We start from the raw sequence: 21,787 nt of genomic DNA, 5'->3' as shown, positions 1-21,787 counted from the left end.
ATATATGCACATTGCATAAAGTATAAAGAGGAAAATGTTAAGGTTATAGTGACTATATTAATATTCTTAAAAAAATACACGTTTCTTTATATTTTCTTCTTAACTCCATTGCTTTTGAAAAGTGCTTATATTATAATTGAAATTGCCCAAAATTAGTCTTTTTAAGCCTTATAAAATTGAGGAGGATTGATTAATGTTTAAAAAGGCTCTATGGAGATTTGTTTTTTCATACCTTATAATATTTGTGGTTCCTCTTTTAATAGGAATCGGTGCGTACTTTAATGTAAAGCAAATTATGTTACTGAGTTTATATAGATACAACAAAACTGCCTTAAATCAGCTAAAGGATAAGATGGAAAATGAAGTGATGGGACCTGTTGAGTCCTTGGCTGATTGGATTAATCTAAACCCCTACTACTTTATTTTTTTACCTGAAGCAAGTGAAGCTTTGGACAGCAACGATAGACTTTTGAACATTCGGAACCTTTGCAGAGAGATTTCTTCACAAACGTATAAAAATTCTTACATATTAGACGCCTTTATATACATAGATTCACAAAATCTGATAATAGGACCATCATATACTACAACGCCTTACAACTACTATACATATGTTTACCGACCACTTAATCTCAATTATGATAAGTGGAAAGAACTTTTAAATGGAGAATATCAACTAAAATATATCCCTTCTTTTAAAGTCAAAGCGGATTACAAGGAAATGCAGACAATTTTATTTGCCAATACTCTATCAAGATGGAATATCAATGGTAAGAACGCTAATGTGTTTGTAATAATTGATCAGTCAAAGATTATAAGCTTGATGAAAGAAATAATAAGTTATCCTAAGGGAATTATATGGATATTAGATAGGGACAATAACCAGATTCTGCAGGTAGCTTCAAATAAAGAAGACAATATTAGTCTTCCACGACTTAACTTTTCAATTTATAGAGACTTTAATATAAAAGAACTGAAAATTAACAATGAGAAATGGATTGTATATTATATAGTTTCGCCAACTTATGGATGGAAATACATATCTATGGTTCCAGTCAACAATTTCTTCGAAGAGATAAGAAGAATCAGAAATTTCAGTCTTCTTTTGCTTGGTCTTATGAGCATTGCAGGAAGCATTTTGATCTTTTTCTTCAGTCTTCAAAATTATAGACCACTAAGTGAAATAAAGAATTTACTTCAATCAAGACATACAGAGCCAACTCAAAAAAATAAAAGTGAATACGAAGTGATTAGGGAACTTGTCCAGATAGCTCTTACAAAAGAAGATGAGCTAAAAAATCAGATTTTACGATTTACTCCAATTATAAAAAACAACCTTTTATTTCAATTATTAACAGGAAATCTAACACAAAAAGAGATTGGCGAAATTGAGTTAAGAACATTGGGTTTGGAAAATCCAAATGACAATTTTATTGTGGCTGTTCTTGAGGTGGATGATTGTTCTGGATTTATTAAGGAAGAAACTGAACAAGAGTATGCCCTGGCTACTTTTGTAATTACAAACGTCCTCAATGAGCTTCTGGTAAACAATGGTATTAGGTATTGGGAGATTTTTATGTCAAAAACCAAAATAAGTCTGATTATAGAAACCAGTTCAGACGAAAGAGAATTTATTTTGAAATTATCCCATATATTTGAAACAATGATAGATTTTCTTGAAAAGAATTTTGCGATATATATTTCTGTGGGAATTAGTAATATTCAAAAAGGAATAGGAAATATTAAATCTGCTTATGAACAGGCAGAAAAGGTTTTAAACTTAAAGTTTACAAAACCAAATTTAAAAGTGTTCAGTTTTATGCAACTTCACAAAGATGTAATACAGCAGGGCGAATTTTTACCAAAGGATATTGAAAATAGACTTACAAATTCTATTAAGGATGCAGCAGGTGAGAAGGTTGAGAAGATTTTAGATGAAGTATTAGAATATATTACTAACTTGGCATCCCCCCATCTTGGCAAAATGATATTTGTGTATTTGTATGGCCTGTACTATCAAATTCTAAATAGTGTACCAAATGAACTTAACGAAAAGTTAAAACCTCAGCCAGAAGAAGTGATGAAACTAATTCTTGAAGAAAAAAATCCAAAGAAGATCTTTTCGTGTATAAAAGAGGACTTTTTAAATCTTACAAGAAGTGTTATAGCAAATAGGCAAAAGGGCGGAAATGACCTGATTGGCAGTATATTGGAATTTATTGAAAAAGAATTTACAAACCCTGATATTTCGTTATCAGCGATTGCTGAAAAGTTTGACATCACTCCGCAATATCTTTCTGCAATTTTCAAAGAGAAGACGGGGCAAAACCTTAGCGACTATATATTAAATCTCAGGATGAATCGTGCTAAAGAACTGTTGCTTTCGACAAACTATTCAGTGACACAAATTGCAAAGTTGATTGGCTACACAGAAGTAAGTGGTTTCACGAAAGCATTTAAGAAGGTTGAAGGAGTCTCACCAAACAAGTTCAGAGAAATAAATAAAGCATGAATAAAAAAGAGCGGGAGGGAAAAAGAAAGCCCAACCGCTCAATTTTATTATTTAATTATTGCCTGTAATTTCATAAGTCTTTTATCTCTATCTTTCACAAATCTTACTATACCTTCATAGAGGTTATCAACATCTAAATGAGCTTCTTTTAAAACTTCATCAACTGTTCCACCTGTTCGCCACCTGTCATCCCAGTCGCTTGAAAGTGAGTACTCTTCGGACACTTTTGAAAATATCCACTCATGCATGAGCTTTTTGCTCTCGTTTGTGATTACCATGGAGTCCATCCAGTCTTCAAGTGGCAGCACTTTGTTTCTGTATTCATCTTCCTGCATCATAAAAAGTTCATAACTTGGTGCGGCAATTATCTTGAGGTTAAAATCTTTTCTGAGCTGAGGTAAAAGCTTTATTAAATTATAGGTTGTGCTTGTGCCCCTGACAATTATTGTTCCATCCTTTCTCCTATTTGGGTCAAAATCATTTATGATATAAGCTCCCTTTGCAGCTTCAAAATGAGATGGAATACCAAGTGCCTGCCTGTCTGGGACTTCGATAGGTGGTCTTGTAAGATGCAGGGCAATAATATTTATGTCAGTTGCAAGTGCAGCTGCAAGCAAGACCGGCACTTCATTGTGTTCCCATGGATAGAGATTTATAATCTTACCTTTTGGCAAAAGCTGTAAAACTCCTGGCTCAAATATACCAAAGTGTGTTCTTGAATCTTCAGCAGTCTCTGGTCCAGAGTGGCCGGCAACGCAGATGACCTTGCCAAACTTTATTGGAGAGTCCTGTGCCATCTGTGAAAAAAGCCTTATTGCGCCATATTTGAGATACATAAACGAACCATATGTTGATGTTATAGCCCAAAAACCATTAAAATCTTCATATGGATTTTCACTCAAATTTACAGTTGCCAAACCTGCACACACACCGGCATTTAAGAACTCTGTAATTGCAGATGGCAAGATTGCTCCATTTACATTTTTCTCCCTGTCATACACTCCAAATCCACCAAAGTCGTCTTTTCCAAGTCCAAACCCGTGAAGGTTTGTGGACTCTGTAAGGTCAGCAGATGTTGCAATCACAAGAGGTCTTCCATATTTTCTGCCGACCACACCGTTTATATACATTCCCCATTTTGCTAAAGCTGCTCTGTTTGGAACATTTTCGCCTGGTTTTGCAAAAAGCCAGTCAGGATAATTTTTGTAATCATAAATGGCTGGGTCTTTATATGGATTTTGGTTTAGAACAAATGTTGAAGGTGCTTCTTTTGGCAGAGCTTCTGCAATTTCAACAAGTGTGTCTGTGATATACTTTAAAAGCTCTTCATCTGATGTAAGTACCCTGTTTATAATCTTGAGGTTTTCTTCCCATTGTTTTCTCTCTTCGTCCGGGTCAGATGGCGCAGGCTTTCCAAAACCTACAAACTCAACCCCGTACTTTTCCATGAAAGGTTTTCTTGTCTCCCAGAAAATCTCTGAGTTTTTCTTGTGTGGCACACCGTGAGATTTGTTGTCATACACGCCATACTCATATCCTTTTTTGGTCTTAAACCACATAAGATTAGGAATATTCTCATTTGCTTCTTCAACTGCTCTTTTGATTGTAGAGTAGACATCCTGCCAGCTATGACCGTTCATTGTTCCATAAACCTTCCAGCCATGGGCAGAAAACCAGTCGTCAGGTGTACCATACACAACAGAAGAAAAAGGCCTATCATCTATTCCAAAATCGTTCCAGTCCAAAAGCCAGAAAAGGTTTCCAAGCCCGTAAGCCCATGCACCATTTTGAGACTCATGAGTTACGCCGGCTGTCAGCGCTCCTTCGCCTTCAATCAAGAATACCTTGACGTTTTGAAGCCCAGCTTTTTTGAGAGCGAGTGCCTGACCAACAGATGCTGGAAGACCATGAGCAGAAGGTCCTGTGTTGAATTTCAAAAGCAGTGTCTTTCCGCTTGACTCGGCATGACCGGGTAAGCCTTTATTGTGTCTGAAGGTTAATAAGTCATAATATCTTACAAGTTTGTCTTCATCAATTAAATATTTTGTATCTTTTGTTTGCCTGTACATTTCATCAAAAGCATCCCCAATGACAGCAAAGAGTGAGTAGATTATTGGTATGGTGTGCCCAGCAGAAAGAATTAGTCTGTCGTTGAATCTGAGTTCTGGTTTTCTGATATCATATATCATCTTTTTACCAAACAAAAGAGCGATTAACATATGCGCCTTTGAGTGAGAACCACCAGGATGTCCACTTTGCCTGTAATTCAGGGTAAAATCAAGATACTGATAAGTTATGTCTTTAATCTTTTCCCAGAGCTGAAATTCTCTCTCCATTTTTAACCTCCTACAAAACTATTCAACACTTTTGCGGTTTTGAGTTTAATTATACCACAAAAAATGATAAAATAAAGTGGGTTATTTTAAATTTGATATGAAAGTTTTATGATAATTGTTTAACAATATGTTGTTATTTTGAACGAATTTAGAGTTTAAAACCATAAAAATAATTAAAAATCCTAATATGCAATATTGGAATCTTATTTAATTATGTTGACTTTTTAACACTGAGCGTTTACAATTAAATTTAGTCTACCTAATGGTTTTTTAATGGTATAATATTTTGAAAATCGTACTGATTTTTTGTCTGAAACTTTTAAAGGGGGTCAAAATGTTGCTGCATACATTTGTCAATGCCATTCAGGGAGTACTGGTAATTTTATTTGTGCTTATGCTTGGATATTTTCTTGCAAAGTACAGGTGGTTTGACTCAAAAGTATCAGACCTTTTTGCAAAGGTTGTTGTAAATGTGTCGCTGCCACTTTATATGATAGCAAACCTCACTTCAACCTTTACAAAAAGTGAACTTGAACATTCAGCAAAAGGGCTTTTGATTCCATTTTTATCAATCCTGCTTTCTTATAGTGTGGCTGTGATGCTTGCAAGGGTTGCAAATGTAAAGGCTCACAGGAGGGGCCTTTTTGCAGCTATATTTTCGCTTTCGAATTCAATTTTTGTGGGACTTCCTATGTCTCTTGCACTCTTCGGAGATGTCGCAACACCTTATACACTGCTGTATTACATGGCAAACACTACAATATGGTGGACATTGGGCGTTTATGGAATTATCAGGGACAACAGAGAAGAAAACCAGAAGGTTTTGAGCATAGATACTGTAAAACGCATATTTAACCCACCTTTGATTGGTTTTTTGATAGGAGTTGTGCTTGTACTTTTGCAGATAAAACTTCCAAAGTTTATATTTGACAGTTTTAAAATGGTAGGAGGGCTTACCACCCCCCTTTCCATCTTCTGTGTTGGGATAACAATGTATGAGATGGGATTTAAAAATTTTAGATTTGACAAAGATAGCATGTTAGTATTTTTAGGTAGATTCATTGTTACACCTTTTATAACGTGGCTTTTGGCTCATTTTATACCTGTACCTAAACTCATGCGAGATGTGTTTATCATAATGTCTGCAATGCCTGTGATGGTAAATTCAGCTATAATTTCAAGAGTATATAATGGCGACTACGAATTTGCAACTGCTATGATTACATATTCCACTGTGTTTTCGGTTGTAATAATGCCGTTTTTGATGGTGCTGATTAAGATTATTTAGTTTTCTCAAGGTTCCTTTTCTTAAAAGTAGTTATAAATACGATTGTGGCCAAAGCTATAGTAACCAGACCGGATATATAAAACCCAGCCCAGGGAGAGATTTTTTGCGAAATTGTTCCTGTAAATAGATTACCAATCGGTGTTGTTCCAGCATTGCAAAGAAAGTAAATACTCAGTACCCTTGCTCTGAAGTCATCGCTTGATGAAAGCTGCAAAAGAGCGTTTGCGCTTGTGTTAAAGCTTATTGCAAGAAGCCCTACAAGCACAAATAGCACGCAAGCAACTTTATAGCTTTTGTTTATTCCCAAAAGAATGTAAACCAGTGAAACAGAAAGAATGAATTTGAAAAGAAGATTTAGATTAATCTTTTCCTTTCTTCTTGTAGCTGTCAAAAATGCGCCTATAAGTGATCCAATTCCCATCGATGACATTAAAAGTCCAAAACCTGTTTCATTTCTGCCCAGAGCAAGTTTTGTATACACAGGGATAAGAACGTTAAAATTGAGTATGAATGTGCCCATGATTAAAACAAGCGATATTGTTTTCAGAAGTACTTTGGTCTTATACACATACTTGAGCCCTTCTATCACCTCTGCAAAAACACTTTTACCATTTTCCTCTTTTTGAGGCTCTTTGGCGTCAATCATAAATACGCCTATAATGACTGGCACAAAACTTATAGCGTTTGCCAAAAAACACATTTCAATTCCAACTGTTGAGATTACCAAGCTTGCGGTAGCAGGGCCTATGATTCTTGCAAGGTTGAAAATCATAGAGTTAAGACCAACTGCGTTTGGCAAGTCCTCTTTTCCAACAAGAGTTATCATGTAGGACTGCCTGGCGGGATTATCAAATGTTGTAACAAGACCTCTCATCAGTGCTAAAACTACTAAGTGCCAGTACCGAACAACACGTGTGTATGTAATCAAAAACAGAAGGAAGGCAAATATTAAAAGAAGACTTTGGGTGATCAAAATTACTCTTTTTTTCTGCTTTCTGTCCAAGATTGCACCGGCAAAAAGGGAAAGAATCATAACAGGGACCTGCTCTATAGCTGTGACAATACTTAAAAGCAGTGCTGAATTTGTAAGCTCTAAGGCCAGCCACTGCATTGCCATGTTCTGCATCCAAGAACCAATCACCGATATTGCCTGCCCAAACCAGTAATACCTATAGTTTTTGTGCCGGAGGGCTCTGAAAGGTCCTGACGTTAAAACAAGTTGCATCCATTTTCCACCTTCTTGTAGATATTATGAGGAATATGTTTGATTCTTGTGGGAAAAAGTCTCACACTCCTTTTGATATTAAATTTTAATATAACACCTCTTGAAATTATTATAACATCTGAACTAATCACAATCAAATTGGCTTTTTAAAAATGGTTAATATGCACAAATTTAATTGGGTATTATGCACAAAGACAGGTTTTTGGGTAAGAAGTCAAGAGGAATTCAATAGCAATATGTAGAGAAATATTGTGTTATTGTGTTGAATAGTTTTGATATTGAGGATAAAATAGATATATGAAATTTTAAAAAGTGGGAGAGTGTTTCTTATGATATTGAAATTCAATTTTGAGCCCATTGTAAAAAATGATTTTATAAATGTCAGTGGTAGCACGCTCTACAATAGAGAACAGGGCTATGGTTTTGAAACGTTTAAGTTTAGAGTGGATGTTCCAAACGGCAACTATGATATTAAGCTTGCGCTCAGAAATTTCAAAAAAGATGTTACAAGTGCGACCGTAATGGTTTTTCCAAGAAGACTTATGATAAAGGACGCACAAATTAAAAGGGGAGATATATATGAAGAGGAGTTTACAGTGAATGTGAAGAATGAAAAAATAATTTTTGAAATTGAAACTGATGGGGCTGAGGTTTGTAGTATAGAAGTTAAAGAAGCCCAAAATCCGATTGTTATTTATCTTGCGGGAGACTCTACTGTGTGCGACCAGGAAAATTTGCCTTATGCTGGCTGGGGTCAGGCGCTTGGCTGCTTTTTTAAAAAAGGAGTTTCAATTTCCAATCATGCCTACTCTGGAAGATCCTCTAAAAGCTTCATCGAAGAAGGAAGGCTGACAAAAATACTTGAGAATATAAAAGAGGGTGATTATCTTTTCATCCAGTTTGGTCACAACGACCAGAAGGATGATAAAAGACATACTGAGGCAAATACTACATTTAAAATAATGCTAAAGGTTTATATAGATGAGGCACGAAAAAGAGGAGCTGTGCCGGTTTTAGTGACACCTGTTGCACGAAGACATTTTGATGAAAATGGGAAAATTGTTGGTAGCGGACTTCATTTTGATTATCCCAAGGCTATGAGGGAGTTGGCAGAGGAAGAAAATGTTTTTCTGATTGATTTGCTTCAAATGAGTTCCCAGCTTTTTGAAAAACTTGGGGTTGAAGAGTCAAAAAAGCTCTTTGTCCATGCAAAGCCGGGAGAGTATCCCCAGTTTCCTGAGGGTGTAGAAGACAATACGCACTTTAATATGTATGGGGCATATGAGATTGCAAAGCTTGTGGTTGAGGGGATAAGGAAAGTAAATTTGAAACTCAAAGAGTACTTGAGATAAGAAGTTTATTCTTAATGCCTGGAAAGTTTTCTACGGCAGCTTTTTTGTCTTTAAAATAAATGTTCACATTGTTATTTTTCGAACATAGGTATATAATAGATAAAGTAATAAATCACTTTCATATGAAAGGGGGACGAGAATGGGAAAACTTTTTGGGACAGATGGTGTGAGAGGCGTTGCAAATAAAGAACTTACATGCGAACTTGCGTTTGACTTAGGAAGAGCTGGAGCGTATGTGCTCACTGAAACCAAGCAAAAGCCCAAAATTTTAATCGGCAAGGACACAAGAATCTCATGTGATATGCTGGAAGCTGCCCTTTGTGCCGGACTTACATCTGTCGGAGCAGATGTATACTTGGCAGGAGTTGTTACAACACCTGCAATAGCTCACTTGGTAAAATCCCACGGGTTTGATGCAGGGATTATGATCTCCGCATCACACAATCCTTATGAATTCAACGGTATTAAGTTTTTTAATTCTCAGGGCTTCAAGCTTTCTGACCAGATTGAAGAAAAAATTGAGGACATTATTTTAAACAAAAAATGGGATGAGGTTCCACACGCTCAATTTGATGCGATAGGAAGAGTAAATAGGGTTGACCTTAAAAAAGACTATCAAGATTACTTAAAGTCAACGTTAAATGGTGCAAACTTCAAAGGGCTTAAAATTATCATTGACTGTGCAAATGGTGCAGCATATAAAATTGCTCCAGAGGTTTTTGAAGAGCTTGGAGCAGAGGTCGTGGCAATAAACAACCAGCCAGATGGTACAAACATCAACAAAGAGTGTGGCTCTACACATCTTAAAATGCTACAGCAAGAAGTTGTTAAAAACAAAGCTGACTTTGGCATTGCATATGATGGTGATGCAGACAGGACGCTTTTTGTTGATGAAGAGGGCAATATTGTTGATGGCGACAAAATAATGCTTCTTTTGGCACAAAATTTAAAACAGCAGGGAAGACTAAGTCGCAACACCTTGGTTGTGACAGTTATGAGCAACATGGGACTTTTTGTTGCAGCAAAAGAACTTGGCATCAACCTCGAAGTTACAAAAGTTGGAGACAGGTATGTTCTTGAAAAGATGCTTGAGGGCGGCTATAGTATTGGCGGCGAGCAGTCAGGCCACATAATACTTTTGGACTTTGCAACAACAGGCGATGGAATTTTAACCAGCCTTCAACTAACAAAGCTTATTAGAGAAAGTGGTAAGAAGCTTTCTGACCTTGCAAAGATCATGAGGGTATATCCTCAAGTGCTTGTAAACGCTAAGGTTGAAAATGGCAAGAAAGACCTTTATTCAAAAGACCCTGTAATTTTAGAGGCAATCAAAAAGGTTGAAGAAAAGTTAAACGGTAAAGGAAGAGTCTTGATAAGACCCTCTGGCACAGAGCCTTTAATCAGGGTAATGATTGAAGGCGAGGATTATGAAGAGATTAAAAAAGATGCGGAGGCTCTTGCAAGCTTGATTGAGTCAAGGATTTCATAAAACTTTCTAAGCCAAGTTAAAGAGGCCTTTTTTAACAAAAGGCTTTTTCAAAGCGCCAGGACCTCTGGAAATTATAGCGCTATTGCCTTTGCGCATTTTTCCAGAGGTTGACGAGGACTGGGGAGAATCGAGGTTTTCGGCGGGTGCCCCAGCGGGGTTTTGCCTTTTTCCCTCGTAACTTTCTGCTACAAACCCCGGAAGGCAACTTCTGGGACAAAGGCAGGAAGAAAAAAGGCTTACATCCTTGTATTTGCTATGAGAAAATAGCAGCTTGGAAATTAAATATAAAGCTCAAGAGGAGGACAAAAACAATGTGCGGAATTGTTGGCTATGTTGGCACAAAAAACTGTGTCCCTATTTTGCTCTCTGGACTTAAAAGACTTGAGTACAGAGGATACGACTCTGCCGGTGTGGCAGTTATCGATATAGATAAATCAAAGATTGACATAGTAAAGACAAAAGGAAGACTTACTGTTTTGGAAGAGAAGCTAAATCAGAATCCCATTGAAGGTTTTGTTGGGATTGGTCATACAAGATGGGCAACACACGGTGAGCCGTCTTATGAAAATTCGCACCCCCATGTGAGTCAAAGCGGCAAGATTGCAATTGTTCACAACGGAATCATTGAGAACTATTTGAAGCTGAAGGAATTTCTCATAAAGAAAGGTTACACTTTTGCATCAGATACAGACACTGAGGTTGTTGCTCATCTTATAGAGTATTACTATGACGGTGACATTTTAGATGCATTTATAAAGACCCTTGAAAAGATTCAGGGATCATATGCGCTTGGCGTTCTTTGTCTTGACAGACCGGATATGATACTTGCAGCAAGAAAAGACAGTCCATTAATTGTGGGACTTGGCCAGGGTGAAAACTTCATAGCATCAGATATCCCAGCTATACTGGAGTACACAAGAGATACCTATATTCTTGAAGAAAATGAGATTGCCATTGTGACAAAAGATAAGGTAGAGATTGTAAACACTGAAAAAGAGCCAGTTAAAAAAGAGGTATTTCATGTTACATGGGATGTATCAAGCGCAGAAAAGGGCGGCTATGAACATTTCATGATAAAAGAGATAATGGAGCAGCCCAAGGCTATCAAAGATACCTTGACAGGAAGGCTCCCAGACAGTGGTTTTGAAGTGAACCTTGATGGAATTAAGATTACCAAAGAGGATTTACAAAAACTCAACAAGATATTTATCGTTGCATGTGGTACAGCATACCATGCGGGGATTGTTGGAAAACATGTCATTGAAAAGCTCACAAGAATTCCTGTTGAGGTTGACATAGCAAGTGAGTTCAGATACAGAGACCCAATAGTAGATGAGAATACATTAACAATTGTGATTTCCCAGTCTGGTGAGACAATAGACACACTTGTTGCAATGAGAGAAGCAAAGGCAAAAGATTCAAGAACGCTTGGGATTGTAAATGTTGTTGGGTCATCAATTGCAAGAGAGGTAGATGACTGTCTTTATACATGGGCAGGACCAGAGATTGCGGTTGCATCAACAAAAGCTTACACAACACAGCTAATATGCCTCTATCTTATTGCACTTGACTTTGCGACAAAGCTTGGAACAATTTCCTATGAAGAGTTTGCAAAAATCAGAGATGAAATAAAGAGGCTTCCTGAAAAGGTTGAGTATGTTCTGACACACAGGGAAAATATACAAAAGTATGCGTCTGAGCATTTCAATGCAAAGGACATCTTTTATTTGGGAAGAGGCTTGGACTTTGCAGTTGCAATGGAAGGGTCTTTAAAACTCAAAGAGATTTCGTACATTCACTCAGAAGCATATGCAGCAGGTGAGCTAAAACATGGGACCATTGCACTGATTGAAGACGGAACATTTGTAATTGCGCTGGCAACGCAAGAGAAGCTTTTTGAGAAGATGGTAAGCAATATAAAAGAGGTAAAATCACGTGGTGCTGTTGTACTTTCTGTTGCGCAGGAGGGAAATACCGACATAGAAAATGTATCAGACCATGTTTTGTATATTCCAAGGACACTTGACATTTTAGCACCAGTTTTGACAGTTGTGCCACTGCAGCTTTTTGCATACTACACAGCAGTCCAGAGAGGCTGCGATGTTGACAAGCCAAGGAATTTAGCAAAGAGTGTGACTGTGGAGTGATTTGAAAGTTAAAAGAGGCTGTTCCTAAAAACTTATAGGTTCAGCCTCTTTTATATTACCCTTCTTTTAAAATTAAAAGGATGGTGATTACAGTTGTCAAATAATGATGCCAAAAGTATTCTACATAATTACTGGTCGTTATCTCATTTTAAAATTATAGTGGAAAGTACTGTTATTGGATTTGTGACAGGCATTTTAATTGTTTTGTTTAGACTTGCAATTGAAAAAGTGTTGCAATTTTCACTTTGTTTATATTCTTTCCTGCACATACATCCTTGGTTGATTCCCATATGGAGCGTTTTTCTGATATTATTTGGATTAATCATAGGTTTTATGGTTCAAAAAGAGCCTATGATAGCTGGCAGTGGTATTCCTCAAGTAAAAGGCATTCTGATAAGAAGATTAGAAATGAGTTGGTGGAAAGTTATAATTGGAAAGTTTTTTGGTGCTGTTGTGGGAATTTTAGGGGGGTTATCCTTAGGAAGAGAAGGACCTTCAGTTCAAATTGGTGCTGCAGTTGGACAGGGTTTTGGAAAGTTGATGAAAAGATCCAAACTTGATGAACGACTCTTTATTACATGTGGTGCCAGTGCCGGATTGGCTGCAGCATTTAATGCGCCATTTGCTGGTTTGATGTTTGCACTCGAGGAGATTCACAAGAATTTTTCTCCATTAATTATGGTATATGCCTTAGTTGCTTCTATCGTGGCTGACTTTGTATCTGCAAATTTTTTTGGATTAAGACCTGTCTTTCGATTCAAGGATTTAATTTCATTGCCACTGGACAAATACTTTGTTCTTATAATTTTGGGAATAATAACTGGAATTTTTGGTGTGTTATTTAATAAAGTCTTGTTAGCAACCCAAAAAGCTTATCAAAAGTTAATTTTTATTCCAGCTAATTTGCGACCAATAATTGCTTTTTTGATTGCAGGTTTGGTTGGTTATTCTTTGCCTGATGTTTTAGGAGGGGGACATGATTTAATTAGCAAAGTGGTTACCAGAAATTACAGTATTAGAATGCTGATAATACTGCTGATGGTAAAGTTTCTATTTACAATGATAAGTTATGGGTCATCAACTCCGGGTGGTATTTTCTTACCGTTACTTTCTATTGGAGCTTTAACAGGAGCAATTTATGGAAAAAGTTTGACCATTTTATCTATAATAGATAAACAATACATTACCAATTTGATTATATTTGCAATGGCAGGTTATTTTTCGGCAATAGTAAAAGCACCAGTGACTGGTATCATATTGATAGTAGAGATGACAGGTTCATTTTCTCATCTTTTGTCAGTGAGTATAGTATGTCTGGTAGCATATATTATTTCAGACATTCTTAATTCACGGCCGATTTATGAACAGCTATTAGAAAGAATCCTGAGTAGAAATGTGGGTGTTTACAAAAAGCAACAAGATTCCAAAATTGTTTTAGAATCTTTTGTATGTGTAGGATCTCAAATTGAAAACAAAAAAATAAAAGAAATAAAATGGACAGAAAATACCCTGGTGGTAGCTATAAGACGAGGAGGGAGAGAAATAATTCCCCGTGGAAACACAGAAATTTGGGCTGGTGACTGCTTAGTTTTGCTTGTAAATGAAAACAAAGTAGCAGAAGTAAAGAAATGGTTAGAGAATATGATAGAGGGATGTAAAATGTGAAGAGGCTCTTTTAACAATGGACAATGAGAGGTCTATTTATGAATTTTGCTTTTAAATGTAATAGCGTAATGTTTTATCCCTTAATTTTTTTATATCTTTCTCCCCACTCATACATCGCATCAAGAATAGGTTTTAGACTAAGCCCAAGCTCTGTAAGCGTGTACTCAACCCTTGGTGGAACCTCTGGGTAAACCTTTCTAATAACAAGGCCATCCTTTTCCATTGAACGCAGCTGCTGTGTGAGAACTTTCTGGCTAATGCCATTTATAGATTTTAAAAGCTGGTTAAACCTTTTTGTACCGTGCATGAGCTCTCTCAAAATAAGGATTTTCCATTTACTGCCTATCAAAGCTAGCGTAATTTCCACAGGGCAGAGTGGCATATTATCATTTGAGTTTTTCAAAGTTCATAACTCCTTTTTTACTTTAAGGTTACCTAAAGTATAGTATATCACAAAAAAGTACCTACTTGCAATTATATACTAACAGTAGATAATATATTATTTGTAATCACTGGAAAGGGGGATTTATAAGATGAAGGTAGTAGGTGTTGTTGGCAGTCCACGCAGAGGTGGCAATACAGAAATTTTGGTTGAAAAGGTTCTCAGCGGTGCAAAAGAGGCAGGTGCTGAGGTGGAAGTGTTTAAGTTAAACGAGCTGAATATTCATCCTTGTCAGGGATGTAATTTTTGTCAAGAACATGGCAGGTGTAGGCAGCAGGACGACATGCAAAAAATATATGAGGCGCTGTATTCTGCCAATGCATTGGTTGTTGGCTCTCCAATTTACATGAGCTATGTTACAGCCCAGACCAAGCTTTTTTTAGACAGACTGTATGCTCTTTTAAAGATTGGAGAAGGTTCAAGAATACCTGCTGGTAAAAAGTGTGTTCTTGTATATACTCAAGGTGCTGGCACAGATGGAGAGAAGATAATGAACGACATAGCTGGATTTTTTAAATGGGCATTTAATATGGAGATAAAAGCTATAATAGGTAGTAATAACCTAAATCCTGCAGGCGAAGTGACAAATAGAAAAGAATTACTTGAAAGAGCTTTTGAGGTGGGAAAAGAGATTGTGAAAGGGTAATATAATAAAATTTAAAAATTGAAGATAGAAGTTAATAATTACAGTAAATAATTACAGTAGGGATAAGTGCAATTGTTGAAAATAAAGTGTTCAAATTTCCACTTTTCCATAGATTCTTAGTGTAAAATATTTATAGGATATTGAATGGAAAAAAGCTCCCTCCTCTTGGTAGAAGAGAAAAAATGATGTAGAATATAAGGTTGAAAAAACTAAAGAGAAAAGGAAAAGCAAACCAAAGGAAGGAGCAAAATGACTAAAGATATTGTATCAAAAATAAAAGAACTTTTAAAGACTTTTGAGGACGGATTAGAGAAGATAGTGCGAAGGGAGAAGGATTTAACAGAATATTCAATTGAGCTTAAGAAGCAATTGGACCAGATAGGTAAGGGGATAATAGAGGAGGCATGTAAATTTATAGATGAATCAGTAAAAGAAAACAAAGAAAGGAAGAAGAGGTATAAGGTTGTAAGGAAAGATAAGAGAAGTTTAAGGACAATATTTGGGGATATTGAATATGAGAGGAGGGAGTTAAAATAAAATTGTGTCCACTGTATAATTTAGTATTGAAATAATCATCAAAGGGGGACTACTTAAAATGAATAAAAACGAAATTTTCGAAACTACTAAAAACATGGCCCAAGAAGCAAGTATTAAATATGTATTGCTTCCTGTGATGATCCTAATTGCCCAGCTCTAAAGCAACTACAAGTAAAACTTGCAACACCTGCCTTGTGTCTTGAAATCTCTGTCCCTCGAACACGCCCGTAGAATTTCCGACCTTCTATCCTCTTCTTTTTCGCTACAAAAGAGTTGATAGTTCGTACACCGATCTTCTTATATCGCAAGTATGTCAATGGTTATTCTTTAGCGTTCCCTTGTCCAGACTTTGAAAAACTTAAATCTCCCTTATTCCGAAAACAAAATCCTAAAAATCAAAGAAGACCTCAAAAAATGAACTTCAATTATTCAAACAAAAAGAATTGCCCACAAGTGCTTTTGCTTCTTTTCATCGATGGTTATTCAGAAGTGAAGTTAAGGATAATTCTAAGATAAAACTTGCTACTTGCAATGCCAGCTTTGGTATCGACTCAAAAAAGGTAAAAAAGACATTTTCGGTATTCTGCTCTTTCTTCGGAAAAGAAAATAAGGCTGATTGGATGAAAGTATTTAAAGACTTAATTACAAGAGGTTTTAAAGAAGTTTTAATTGTTATAAGCGATGATTTTCCTGGTATTATAGATGCTGTCAAACTTGCTTACCCTCTTGCTGAGCTTGAGCTTGCTTTTGTCCACCTTGAGCAAAATAGCTGAAAAAATATATGACAAAATTATAGAGCTTTCAGCTTTTAACAAGAGTTTAGAAAGATTTAGAATTTCTTCCTCCGATTTTGACAAAGCTGCAGCAAAATTTAAAGAACTTTGCGATGGATACCTTTCAAAATATCCTCGATTTGTTAAAACAATATCAGAAAAAGCAGAGTTTTATCTTGCCCATATGAAATACCCTGAAGAATTAAGAAAGCATATTTATACCACAAGCGCCGTTGAAAGTGTAAATAGCATGATTGAAAAGTAAAGAAGTAAATTCAGGTGGATATATCAAGACTGCCAAAGTCTTAGAAATTAATATTTACTTACAGCAAGAAACCTTACGCCGTACAAAATGGAAAAATAGAGCTTTTCAGTATTAGAAAATACATCAATAACATAACCCAACTTTACAACTTACGTTATAAATTGGAAACACAAAATTCTTGACAAGTCTCGAAGTTAGTTAATTAAAGAAAATTGTGTTGTTAGTACTTTCATAAACGGTAAGATTTTATTAAAATAAAATTAATTAATATCAAAATTTGCTGTTATTATATTGAAGTCGACTTTTATAATAAGAGAGGTTAATTAATATGGCTTTATGGGGAATTTTTATCAGTGCGTTTTTAATAGGCTTTTCAGGAGCAATGATGCCAGGGCCAATGTTAGGGGTCACGATTGACGGCAGTCTAAAAAAAGGGTGGACAGCAGGACCTTTGACAGTATTAGGACACGGAATGCTGGAACTTATATTAATTGTCATCATGACATTCGGGCTTAAAGATTTTTTTACTAATCCGACAGTTGCAGGATTTGTTGGACTATTTGGCGGTGCTTTCCTTGCATGGATGGGGTATGGAATGATAAAGTCCGGCATAAACAAGTCAGTTTCTCTGGAAAATCAAATAACGGGAAATAGTGCAGGCATGAGAAATCTTGTATTGGCAGGAGCACTTGTAAGCGCTACTAATCCTTACTTCATTCTCTGGTGGGCGTCTACGGGGATGGAATTAATACGCCAGTCTTATACTTTGGGGTTAATTGGTGTTTTGTTCTTTTTTATAGGACATATTTTATCGGACTTTGTATGGTATTCAGCAATTTCCCTGGCACTTTCCAGAGGAAAAAACTGATAAGTGATGTTGTATATCGCTGGATTATTTTGTTGTTAGGCATATTTATTTTAGCATTTTCAATCTATTTTATAGGCAGTGGTTGGAAAATGCTTCAAACCTGATGATATAATTTCAAGAGAGTTCTGATGAAAAAAGGTGCTATTACCTCGTAATAGATTTAAAATTTAAACTGGAGGGCAAGCTCTATGAAATCAATTAATATATACCACTCATTCTCCTTGGAAACCTGAATTTTCTTTGTCTTTTTTTTCTTGTTCTTTGATAAAATTAATCACATTTATCACGGGCAAAATAAGAGGATTAATATTAGCTGCTTTTGTTATATCTGAAACAGTTGAACGTAAATAAGGAAATAAAATTGCTGTACCGTTATATTTAGTTAATTCAATAAATTTTTCTCGTTCTATGTTCTCACTTCCTCTAAAATAACCTGTTAATGAAATTTCTAAACTAAAAGGAAAATTATTCTCTTCTGCGTTTCCAAATATGTTACACTTTAATGTAACGGTCGATTTTTTTTCTTCTTCTCTTACATTTATGTTGACAGCTAAAGAAAATCTTACTTCTATTGGCTTGTTTTCTAATTTTGCTTGATGATTATAATTATAATGAATATAATCAACCACATAATTTTCAAATCTGAAATACGGAGCACTAACTTCTTTCATCACTAAGCCACCTTTTGCCCTATATTTAAATCCTCTATATTTATATTAATTTCTTCATTATTCTCAAAAACATAATATGGATAAGTGGAGTACCACATATCTCCCTTTAAGCTCAAATTATCAATGTAATCGTTATTTTCAATCTTACTTGTATTAACCCCTACTGGATAAGCTATTTCGAAATCATAGTAAAGTTCTTCTATAGAATCTTCTTTGCTATTCTCAATTTCTTCTAATAACCGTAATAATTCTTCATCGGTCATGTTATCTATCTGTTTATTGATATAATCAAAATATTCCTTAACAGTAATAGATCTCATTGATATATACCTCCTCAATGCTTTTTATGCATTCAATATTTTTCACACATACTTGAACCTGTATAGGATATATGTTAGTGCCTGATATTGGTTTGCTGCTGGGAACTATATATGCAGCTCTGACAACATCAAAAGGACAAAGTCTATACATTAAATCTATTACATGCAACTCTCTCCACCTAAATTTATTATTCCCCTTATTATCAATTCTATTCTTAATTTTATAAACAAGTGCTTCAAACAATTCAAATGTTTCCAAATCACACAAATCCAACAGAGTATCAGCTTCTATTCGACTTTTTATTATTACCCAGTCGCGATATTTTCTTGCCTTGGTACACCAATTATAAGCCTGCTTTAAATCATTTTCAAAAAAATAAACACCTTCACCTAACCACTGCTTTTTGCCCCTCGATATCAAAATTTTTTGCTTGCTAATATTTTTATAGCACTTTCACGAGTTGTTCCATGATAGCCTGTACAGGAATAAGGTCTTATTAATTTAAGTTTTTCCATATCAATGATATGTATCTCCCTTTGTTAGCTTATTTTAAAATTTCACAATTAACATTCTAACGACATTATAACACTTGAAGAAAAAAAGTGAAGTATAAAATTTGGAAATTTTCCTTGTCAGTTCTAAGTCAAATATGTTATTAAATAAAGTTATTGATGCCACATCTTTATAGATAAAGATAGTTTCAATCAAGTTTATAGCCACTGTCTGCTAATAACATTCTTAGGTTTGTTGTCTGATATCTCCTACACAGGATCAAGATGTTCTGGAATTGTTGAATAAAAAATGTTATCTCATGCACAGCTTTAGCAGGGTTTAACCCGCCTCTGAGACTACCGTTGATAAATGTACATAAGCTTAGAGAGATGAAACATAAAACTATGTAAATTCCACAAACCACCTATTCTCATCACAAAAAAGATACAGGACTTTTGAGCGGACAAGGATTTTATATCTTATGCCTTGTCCGCCTGCTTTTAAAGAGGCAGCATTTCTTTTTTCTATGATTTTGTCAATCTCATATGTTTTCCCATCAAGCCAGACAAACGAAATTGGAGTTATTTCTCCTTCCTTTGAAAAATGAGCATAAACTTCTACAAATATTTTTCTCATTTTAAAAACCCTCACCCTCTCATGTTTGTTTTGAAAAACAAAATTTTATTTGAAGAATGCAACAGGATGGATTTTGTTGTGCAGAGGAATCTCGCAAGGCAAGTCAGATTTAGTCAAAAGTATAGCTGGCAAAACTGCGCTCTGCCCAAACCTTCTTCGAATTTGGTCAATAGCTTTTTCAAGCTGTTCTAATTTGAACTTTTTCAAACTGTCAAACTCAAGCTGATAAAATGAGTTTGCACAGACAAGATCTAAAGCTCTTACGCCAAGCGACCTTATGCTATTTTTAAAGTTCCAGTGTTTTTTGAATATTTCAAAAGCTTTTTGAGAGATTTCTCTTGCCAGAAAAGTGGGTGTTTGGAGTTTTTCTTGCCTTGTTATTGAAAAAAGGAAGCTATCTCTTATCCAAACTTGGACTGTATAACATTTTAAATACTGTTGACGAAGCCTTTGCGCAACAGATTCAGAAAGCATTCTAATAACATATTCTGCATCTTCATAGCAAGTCAAATCTCTTGGCAGTGTTATGCTATTGCCAATTCCTTTGATGTTGTCTTCAAAAAGTGGGGGAGTAACAGGTGTTGTGTCAAGCCCGTTTGCAAATATCCAGAGTACCTCACCCCATTTGCCAAGGATTCTTTTAAGATATTCAGGTGAGCTTTTGGCTATATCACCTATTGTGTAAATTGCCCTTGAACTGAGCTTCTTTTCTGTTGCGCTACCGACATACAAAAGATCTTTTGCAGGCAGCGGCCAGACAATTTGTTTGAAATTTTCTTTTGTGATAACTGTTACAGCATCGGGCTTTTTATAGTCGCTTCCAAGCTTTGCAAATACTTTGTTAAATGATACTCCAACAGATACCGTCAGCCCAAGCTCAGTTTTTATTCTTTCTTTGATTTCATAAGCAATCTTTCTGCCACTTCCTAAAATTTTTGTAGACTCTGTCACATCAAGCCAGCACTCGTCAATTCCAAAAGGCTCTATCAAATCTGTATACTCAGAGTAAATTTGTTGCACAAGCTTTGAAAATCGGATATAAAGAGGAAAATTAGGCTTTAAAATTACAAGGTTTGGACATTTTTTAAGTGCCTGCCATATAACATCACCTGTTTGAATACCATATGATTTTGCAATCTGGTTTTTTGCAAGAACTATTCCATGTCGAAGCTCACTTTCACCACAAACAGCAACAGGTTTGTTTTTCAGCTCAGGATGATAAAGACATTCAACAGACGCATAGAAATTGTTAAGATCACAGTGCAAAATCACCCTGCCCACTTTTTCTCACCTATAGAACATAAGTTTGTATATACATTATAACACCGAAAATATGTTTGATAAATAGAAATATTAGGCAATTTCAAAAAAGCTATTCAGGTTTGTTCCATACTCGAAATATATAGCCATTTGATACTGAAATAAGATTTGCAAGGAGAAAAAGGTTTAATAAAGGAATGACGGCAAGGAACTGTTTTGTTACCGCTAAACATTGTGCAATGTGAAAAAATGATTTATAATAAATTGATGACTAACTATGAAAGACTTCTCATGCTTTTGATTTTTTAGATACAGGAAGGGATGATGTATATGAGTTGCCCTGAATGTGAAAACAGATTGGCCTCTAATTTTAAAAACCAGAAAGTAGATCTTTCTTTGCTTGACCCTGTTTTGGATGAGTACAAAGGAGAAAAGAGTAACATTATAGCGATTTTACAAAAAACACAAGAGATTTACGGATTTCTGCCATTAGATGCACTAAGTTATATCTCAGAAAAAACAGGTGTAAAAAAGGCTAAGATATATGGAATTGCAACTTTTTATGCTCAATTTAGGTTAAAGCCAGTTGGGAAATATGTGATCTTACAATGCCAAGGGACTGCATGCCATGTAAATGGGTCTGAAGAGATTAAGAATGCCTTGTGTGATGAATTGAATATAAAGCCAGGTGATACAACAGAAGACGGGATGTTCACCTTAGAAGAGGTTGCATGTCTTGGTTGCTGTAGTCTTGCACCTGTTATGATGATAAATGGTGAAACGTATGGAAAACTTACACCTGATAAGGCAAGGGAGATTATACGTAGGATATATGAAAGAGAGAAAAATGTATAGAAGAGGT

General features: G+C 35.6%; 16 protein-coding genes and 3 pseudogenes. 11 read left to right on the top strand and 8 right to left on the bottom strand.

Features of this window, described 5'->3' with window-relative positions; all coding sequences use genetic code 11:
- Positions 1-193: 193 nt before the first annotated feature.
- Positions 194-2,512, top strand: coding sequence for a helix-turn-helix domain-containing protein (locus tag ELD05_RS12045; RefSeq protein ID WP_127352616.1), 2,319 nt, complete (start codon positions 194-196; stop codon positions 2,510-2,512).
- 47 nt (positions 2,513-2,559) lie between these two features.
- On the opposite strand, the gene ELD05_RS12040 is transcribed toward ELD05_RS12045, so the two are convergent.
- Entirely contained in the window at positions 2,560-4,848 is a 2,289-nt protein-coding gene (locus ELD05_RS12040; RefSeq protein ID WP_127352615.1) for a transketolase family protein, read from the bottom strand.
- 337 nt (positions 4,849-5,185) lie between these two features.
- On the opposite strand from ELD05_RS12040, the gene ELD05_RS12035 reads away from it, so the two are divergent.
- Complete coding sequence (locus tag ELD05_RS12035; protein ID WP_127352614.1) at positions 5,186-6,136, top strand: AEC family transporter; 951 nt, start codon at positions 5,186-5,188, stop codon at positions 6,134-6,136.
- Here ELD05_RS12035 and ELD05_RS12030 read toward each other — a convergent pair.
- Complete coding sequence (locus ELD05_RS12030; RefSeq protein WP_127352613.1) at positions 6,129-7,361, bottom strand: MFS transporter; 1,233 nt, start codon at positions 7,359-7,361, stop codon at positions 6,129-6,131. The two genes, ELD05_RS12035 and ELD05_RS12030, sit on opposite strands and share 8 nt — an antisense overlap.
- A gap of 329 nt (positions 7,362-7,690) precedes the next feature.
- Between ELD05_RS12030 and ELD05_RS12025 the strand changes: the two genes are divergently transcribed.
- From ELD05_RS12025 to ELD05_RS12010, 4 genes are all read left to right on the top strand, one after another.
- On the top strand, positions 7,691-8,713 hold the full coding sequence (locus tag ELD05_RS12025) for a rhamnogalacturonan acetylesterase (protein WP_127352612.1): 1,023 nt from the start codon (positions 7,691-7,693) through the stop codon (positions 8,711-8,713).
- A 139-nt stretch (positions 8,714-8,852) separates the two neighbouring features.
- The gene (gene glmM, locus ELD05_RS12020; RefSeq protein WP_127352611.1) at positions 8,853-10,202 is read left to right on the top strand and encodes a phosphoglucosamine mutase; all 1,350 of its coding nucleotides are present in this window, start codon (positions 8,853-8,855) and stop codon (positions 10,200-10,202) included.
- 311 nt (positions 10,203-10,513) lie between these two features.
- Positions 10,514-12,349: a glutamine--fructose-6-phosphate transaminase (isomerizing) gene (gene glmS, locus ELD05_RS12015; RefSeq protein WP_127352610.1), complete on the top strand. Its 1,836-nt coding sequence runs from the start codon at positions 10,514-10,516 to the stop codon at positions 12,347-12,349.
- Positions 12,350-12,442: 93 nt separating this feature from the next.
- The gene (locus ELD05_RS12010; RefSeq protein ID WP_127352609.1) at positions 12,443-14,014 is read left to right on the top strand and encodes a ClC family H(+)/Cl(-) exchange transporter; all 1,572 of its coding nucleotides are present in this window, start codon (positions 12,443-12,445) and stop codon (positions 14,012-14,014) included.
- A 73-nt stretch (positions 14,015-14,087) separates the two neighbouring features.
- Here ELD05_RS12010 and ELD05_RS12005 read toward each other — a convergent pair whose 3' ends face one another.
- Positions 14,088-14,417, bottom strand: a complete 330-nt coding sequence (locus tag ELD05_RS12005) for a winged helix-turn-helix transcriptional regulator (protein WP_127352608.1) — start codon at positions 14,415-14,417, stop codon at positions 14,088-14,090.
- Positions 14,418-14,547: 130 nt separating this feature from the next.
- Here ELD05_RS12005 and ELD05_RS12000 point away from each other — a divergent pair, with 130 nt between their 5' ends.
- The 4 genes and pseudogenes from ELD05_RS12000 to ELD05_RS11985 all read left to right on the top strand — a co-directional run bounded on the left by ELD05_RS12000 (position 14,548) and on the right by ELD05_RS11985 (position 17,649).
- A complete protein-coding gene (locus tag ELD05_RS12000) occupies positions 14,548-15,102 on the top strand; it encodes a flavodoxin family protein (RefSeq protein WP_127352607.1) in 555 nt (184 codons plus the stop codon).
- 249 nt (positions 15,103-15,351) lie between these two features.
- A pseudogene (locus ELD05_RS11995) lies at positions 15,352-15,636 on the top strand (UPF0236 family transposase-like protein); the annotation flags it as partial.
- A 61-nt stretch (positions 15,637-15,697) separates the two neighbouring features.
- Positions 15,698-16,859 (top strand): annotated as a pseudogene (locus tag ELD05_RS11990) (IS256 family transposase).
- Between the two features lie 146 nt (positions 16,860-17,005).
- Positions 17,006-17,649: pseudogene (locus ELD05_RS11985) on the top strand (LysE family transporter).
- Between the two features lie 108 nt (positions 17,650-17,757).
- Here the strand turns inward: ELD05_RS11985 and ELD05_RS11980 are convergent.
- The 5 genes from ELD05_RS11980 to dinB form a co-directional block, all read right to left on the bottom strand.
- Positions 17,758-18,216: a protein-export chaperone SecB gene (locus ELD05_RS11980; RefSeq protein WP_127352606.1), complete on the bottom strand. Its 459-nt coding sequence runs from the start codon at positions 18,214-18,216 to the stop codon at positions 17,758-17,760.
- A 2-nt stretch (positions 18,217-18,218) separates the two neighbouring features.
- Positions 18,219-18,536, bottom strand: coding sequence for a hypothetical protein (locus ELD05_RS11975; protein ID WP_127352605.1), 318 nt, complete (start codon positions 18,534-18,536; stop codon positions 18,219-18,221).
- The gene (locus ELD05_RS11970; RefSeq protein WP_127352604.1) at positions 18,517-18,957 is read right to left on the bottom strand and encodes a hypothetical protein; all 441 of its coding nucleotides are present in this window, start codon (positions 18,955-18,957) and stop codon (positions 18,517-18,519) included. Before ELD05_RS11970 ends, ELD05_RS11975 begins: the two co-directional genes overlap by 20 nt.
- 474 nt (positions 18,958-19,431) lie before the next feature.
- Positions 19,432-19,665, bottom strand: coding sequence for a hypothetical protein (locus ELD05_RS11960; protein ID WP_045175810.1), 234 nt, complete (start codon positions 19,663-19,665; stop codon positions 19,432-19,434).
- 45 nt (positions 19,666-19,710) lie between these two features.
- A complete protein-coding gene (gene dinB / locus ELD05_RS11955; RefSeq protein WP_127352603.1) occupies positions 19,711-20,946 on the bottom strand; it encodes a DNA polymerase IV in 1,236 nt (411 codons plus the stop codon).
- Positions 20,947-21,255: 309 nt separating this feature from the next.
- Here dinB and nuoE point away from each other — a divergent pair, with 309 nt between their 5' ends.
- Entirely contained in the window at positions 21,256-21,780 is a 525-nt protein-coding gene (gene nuoE, locus ELD05_RS11950) for an NADH-quinone oxidoreductase subunit NuoE (RefSeq protein ID WP_164742606.1), read from the top strand.
- Positions 21,781-21,787: the final 7 nt, after the last annotated feature.

The sequence above is a fragment of the Caldicellulosiruptor changbaiensis genome (assembly GCF_003999255.1).
In the GTDB taxonomy this organism is placed as follows: Bacteria; Bacillota; Thermoanaerobacteria; order Caldicellulosiruptorales; family Caldicellulosiruptoraceae; genus Caldicellulosiruptor; species Caldicellulosiruptor changbaiensis.
This window is presented reverse-complemented; position numbering and strand designations above follow the sequence as displayed.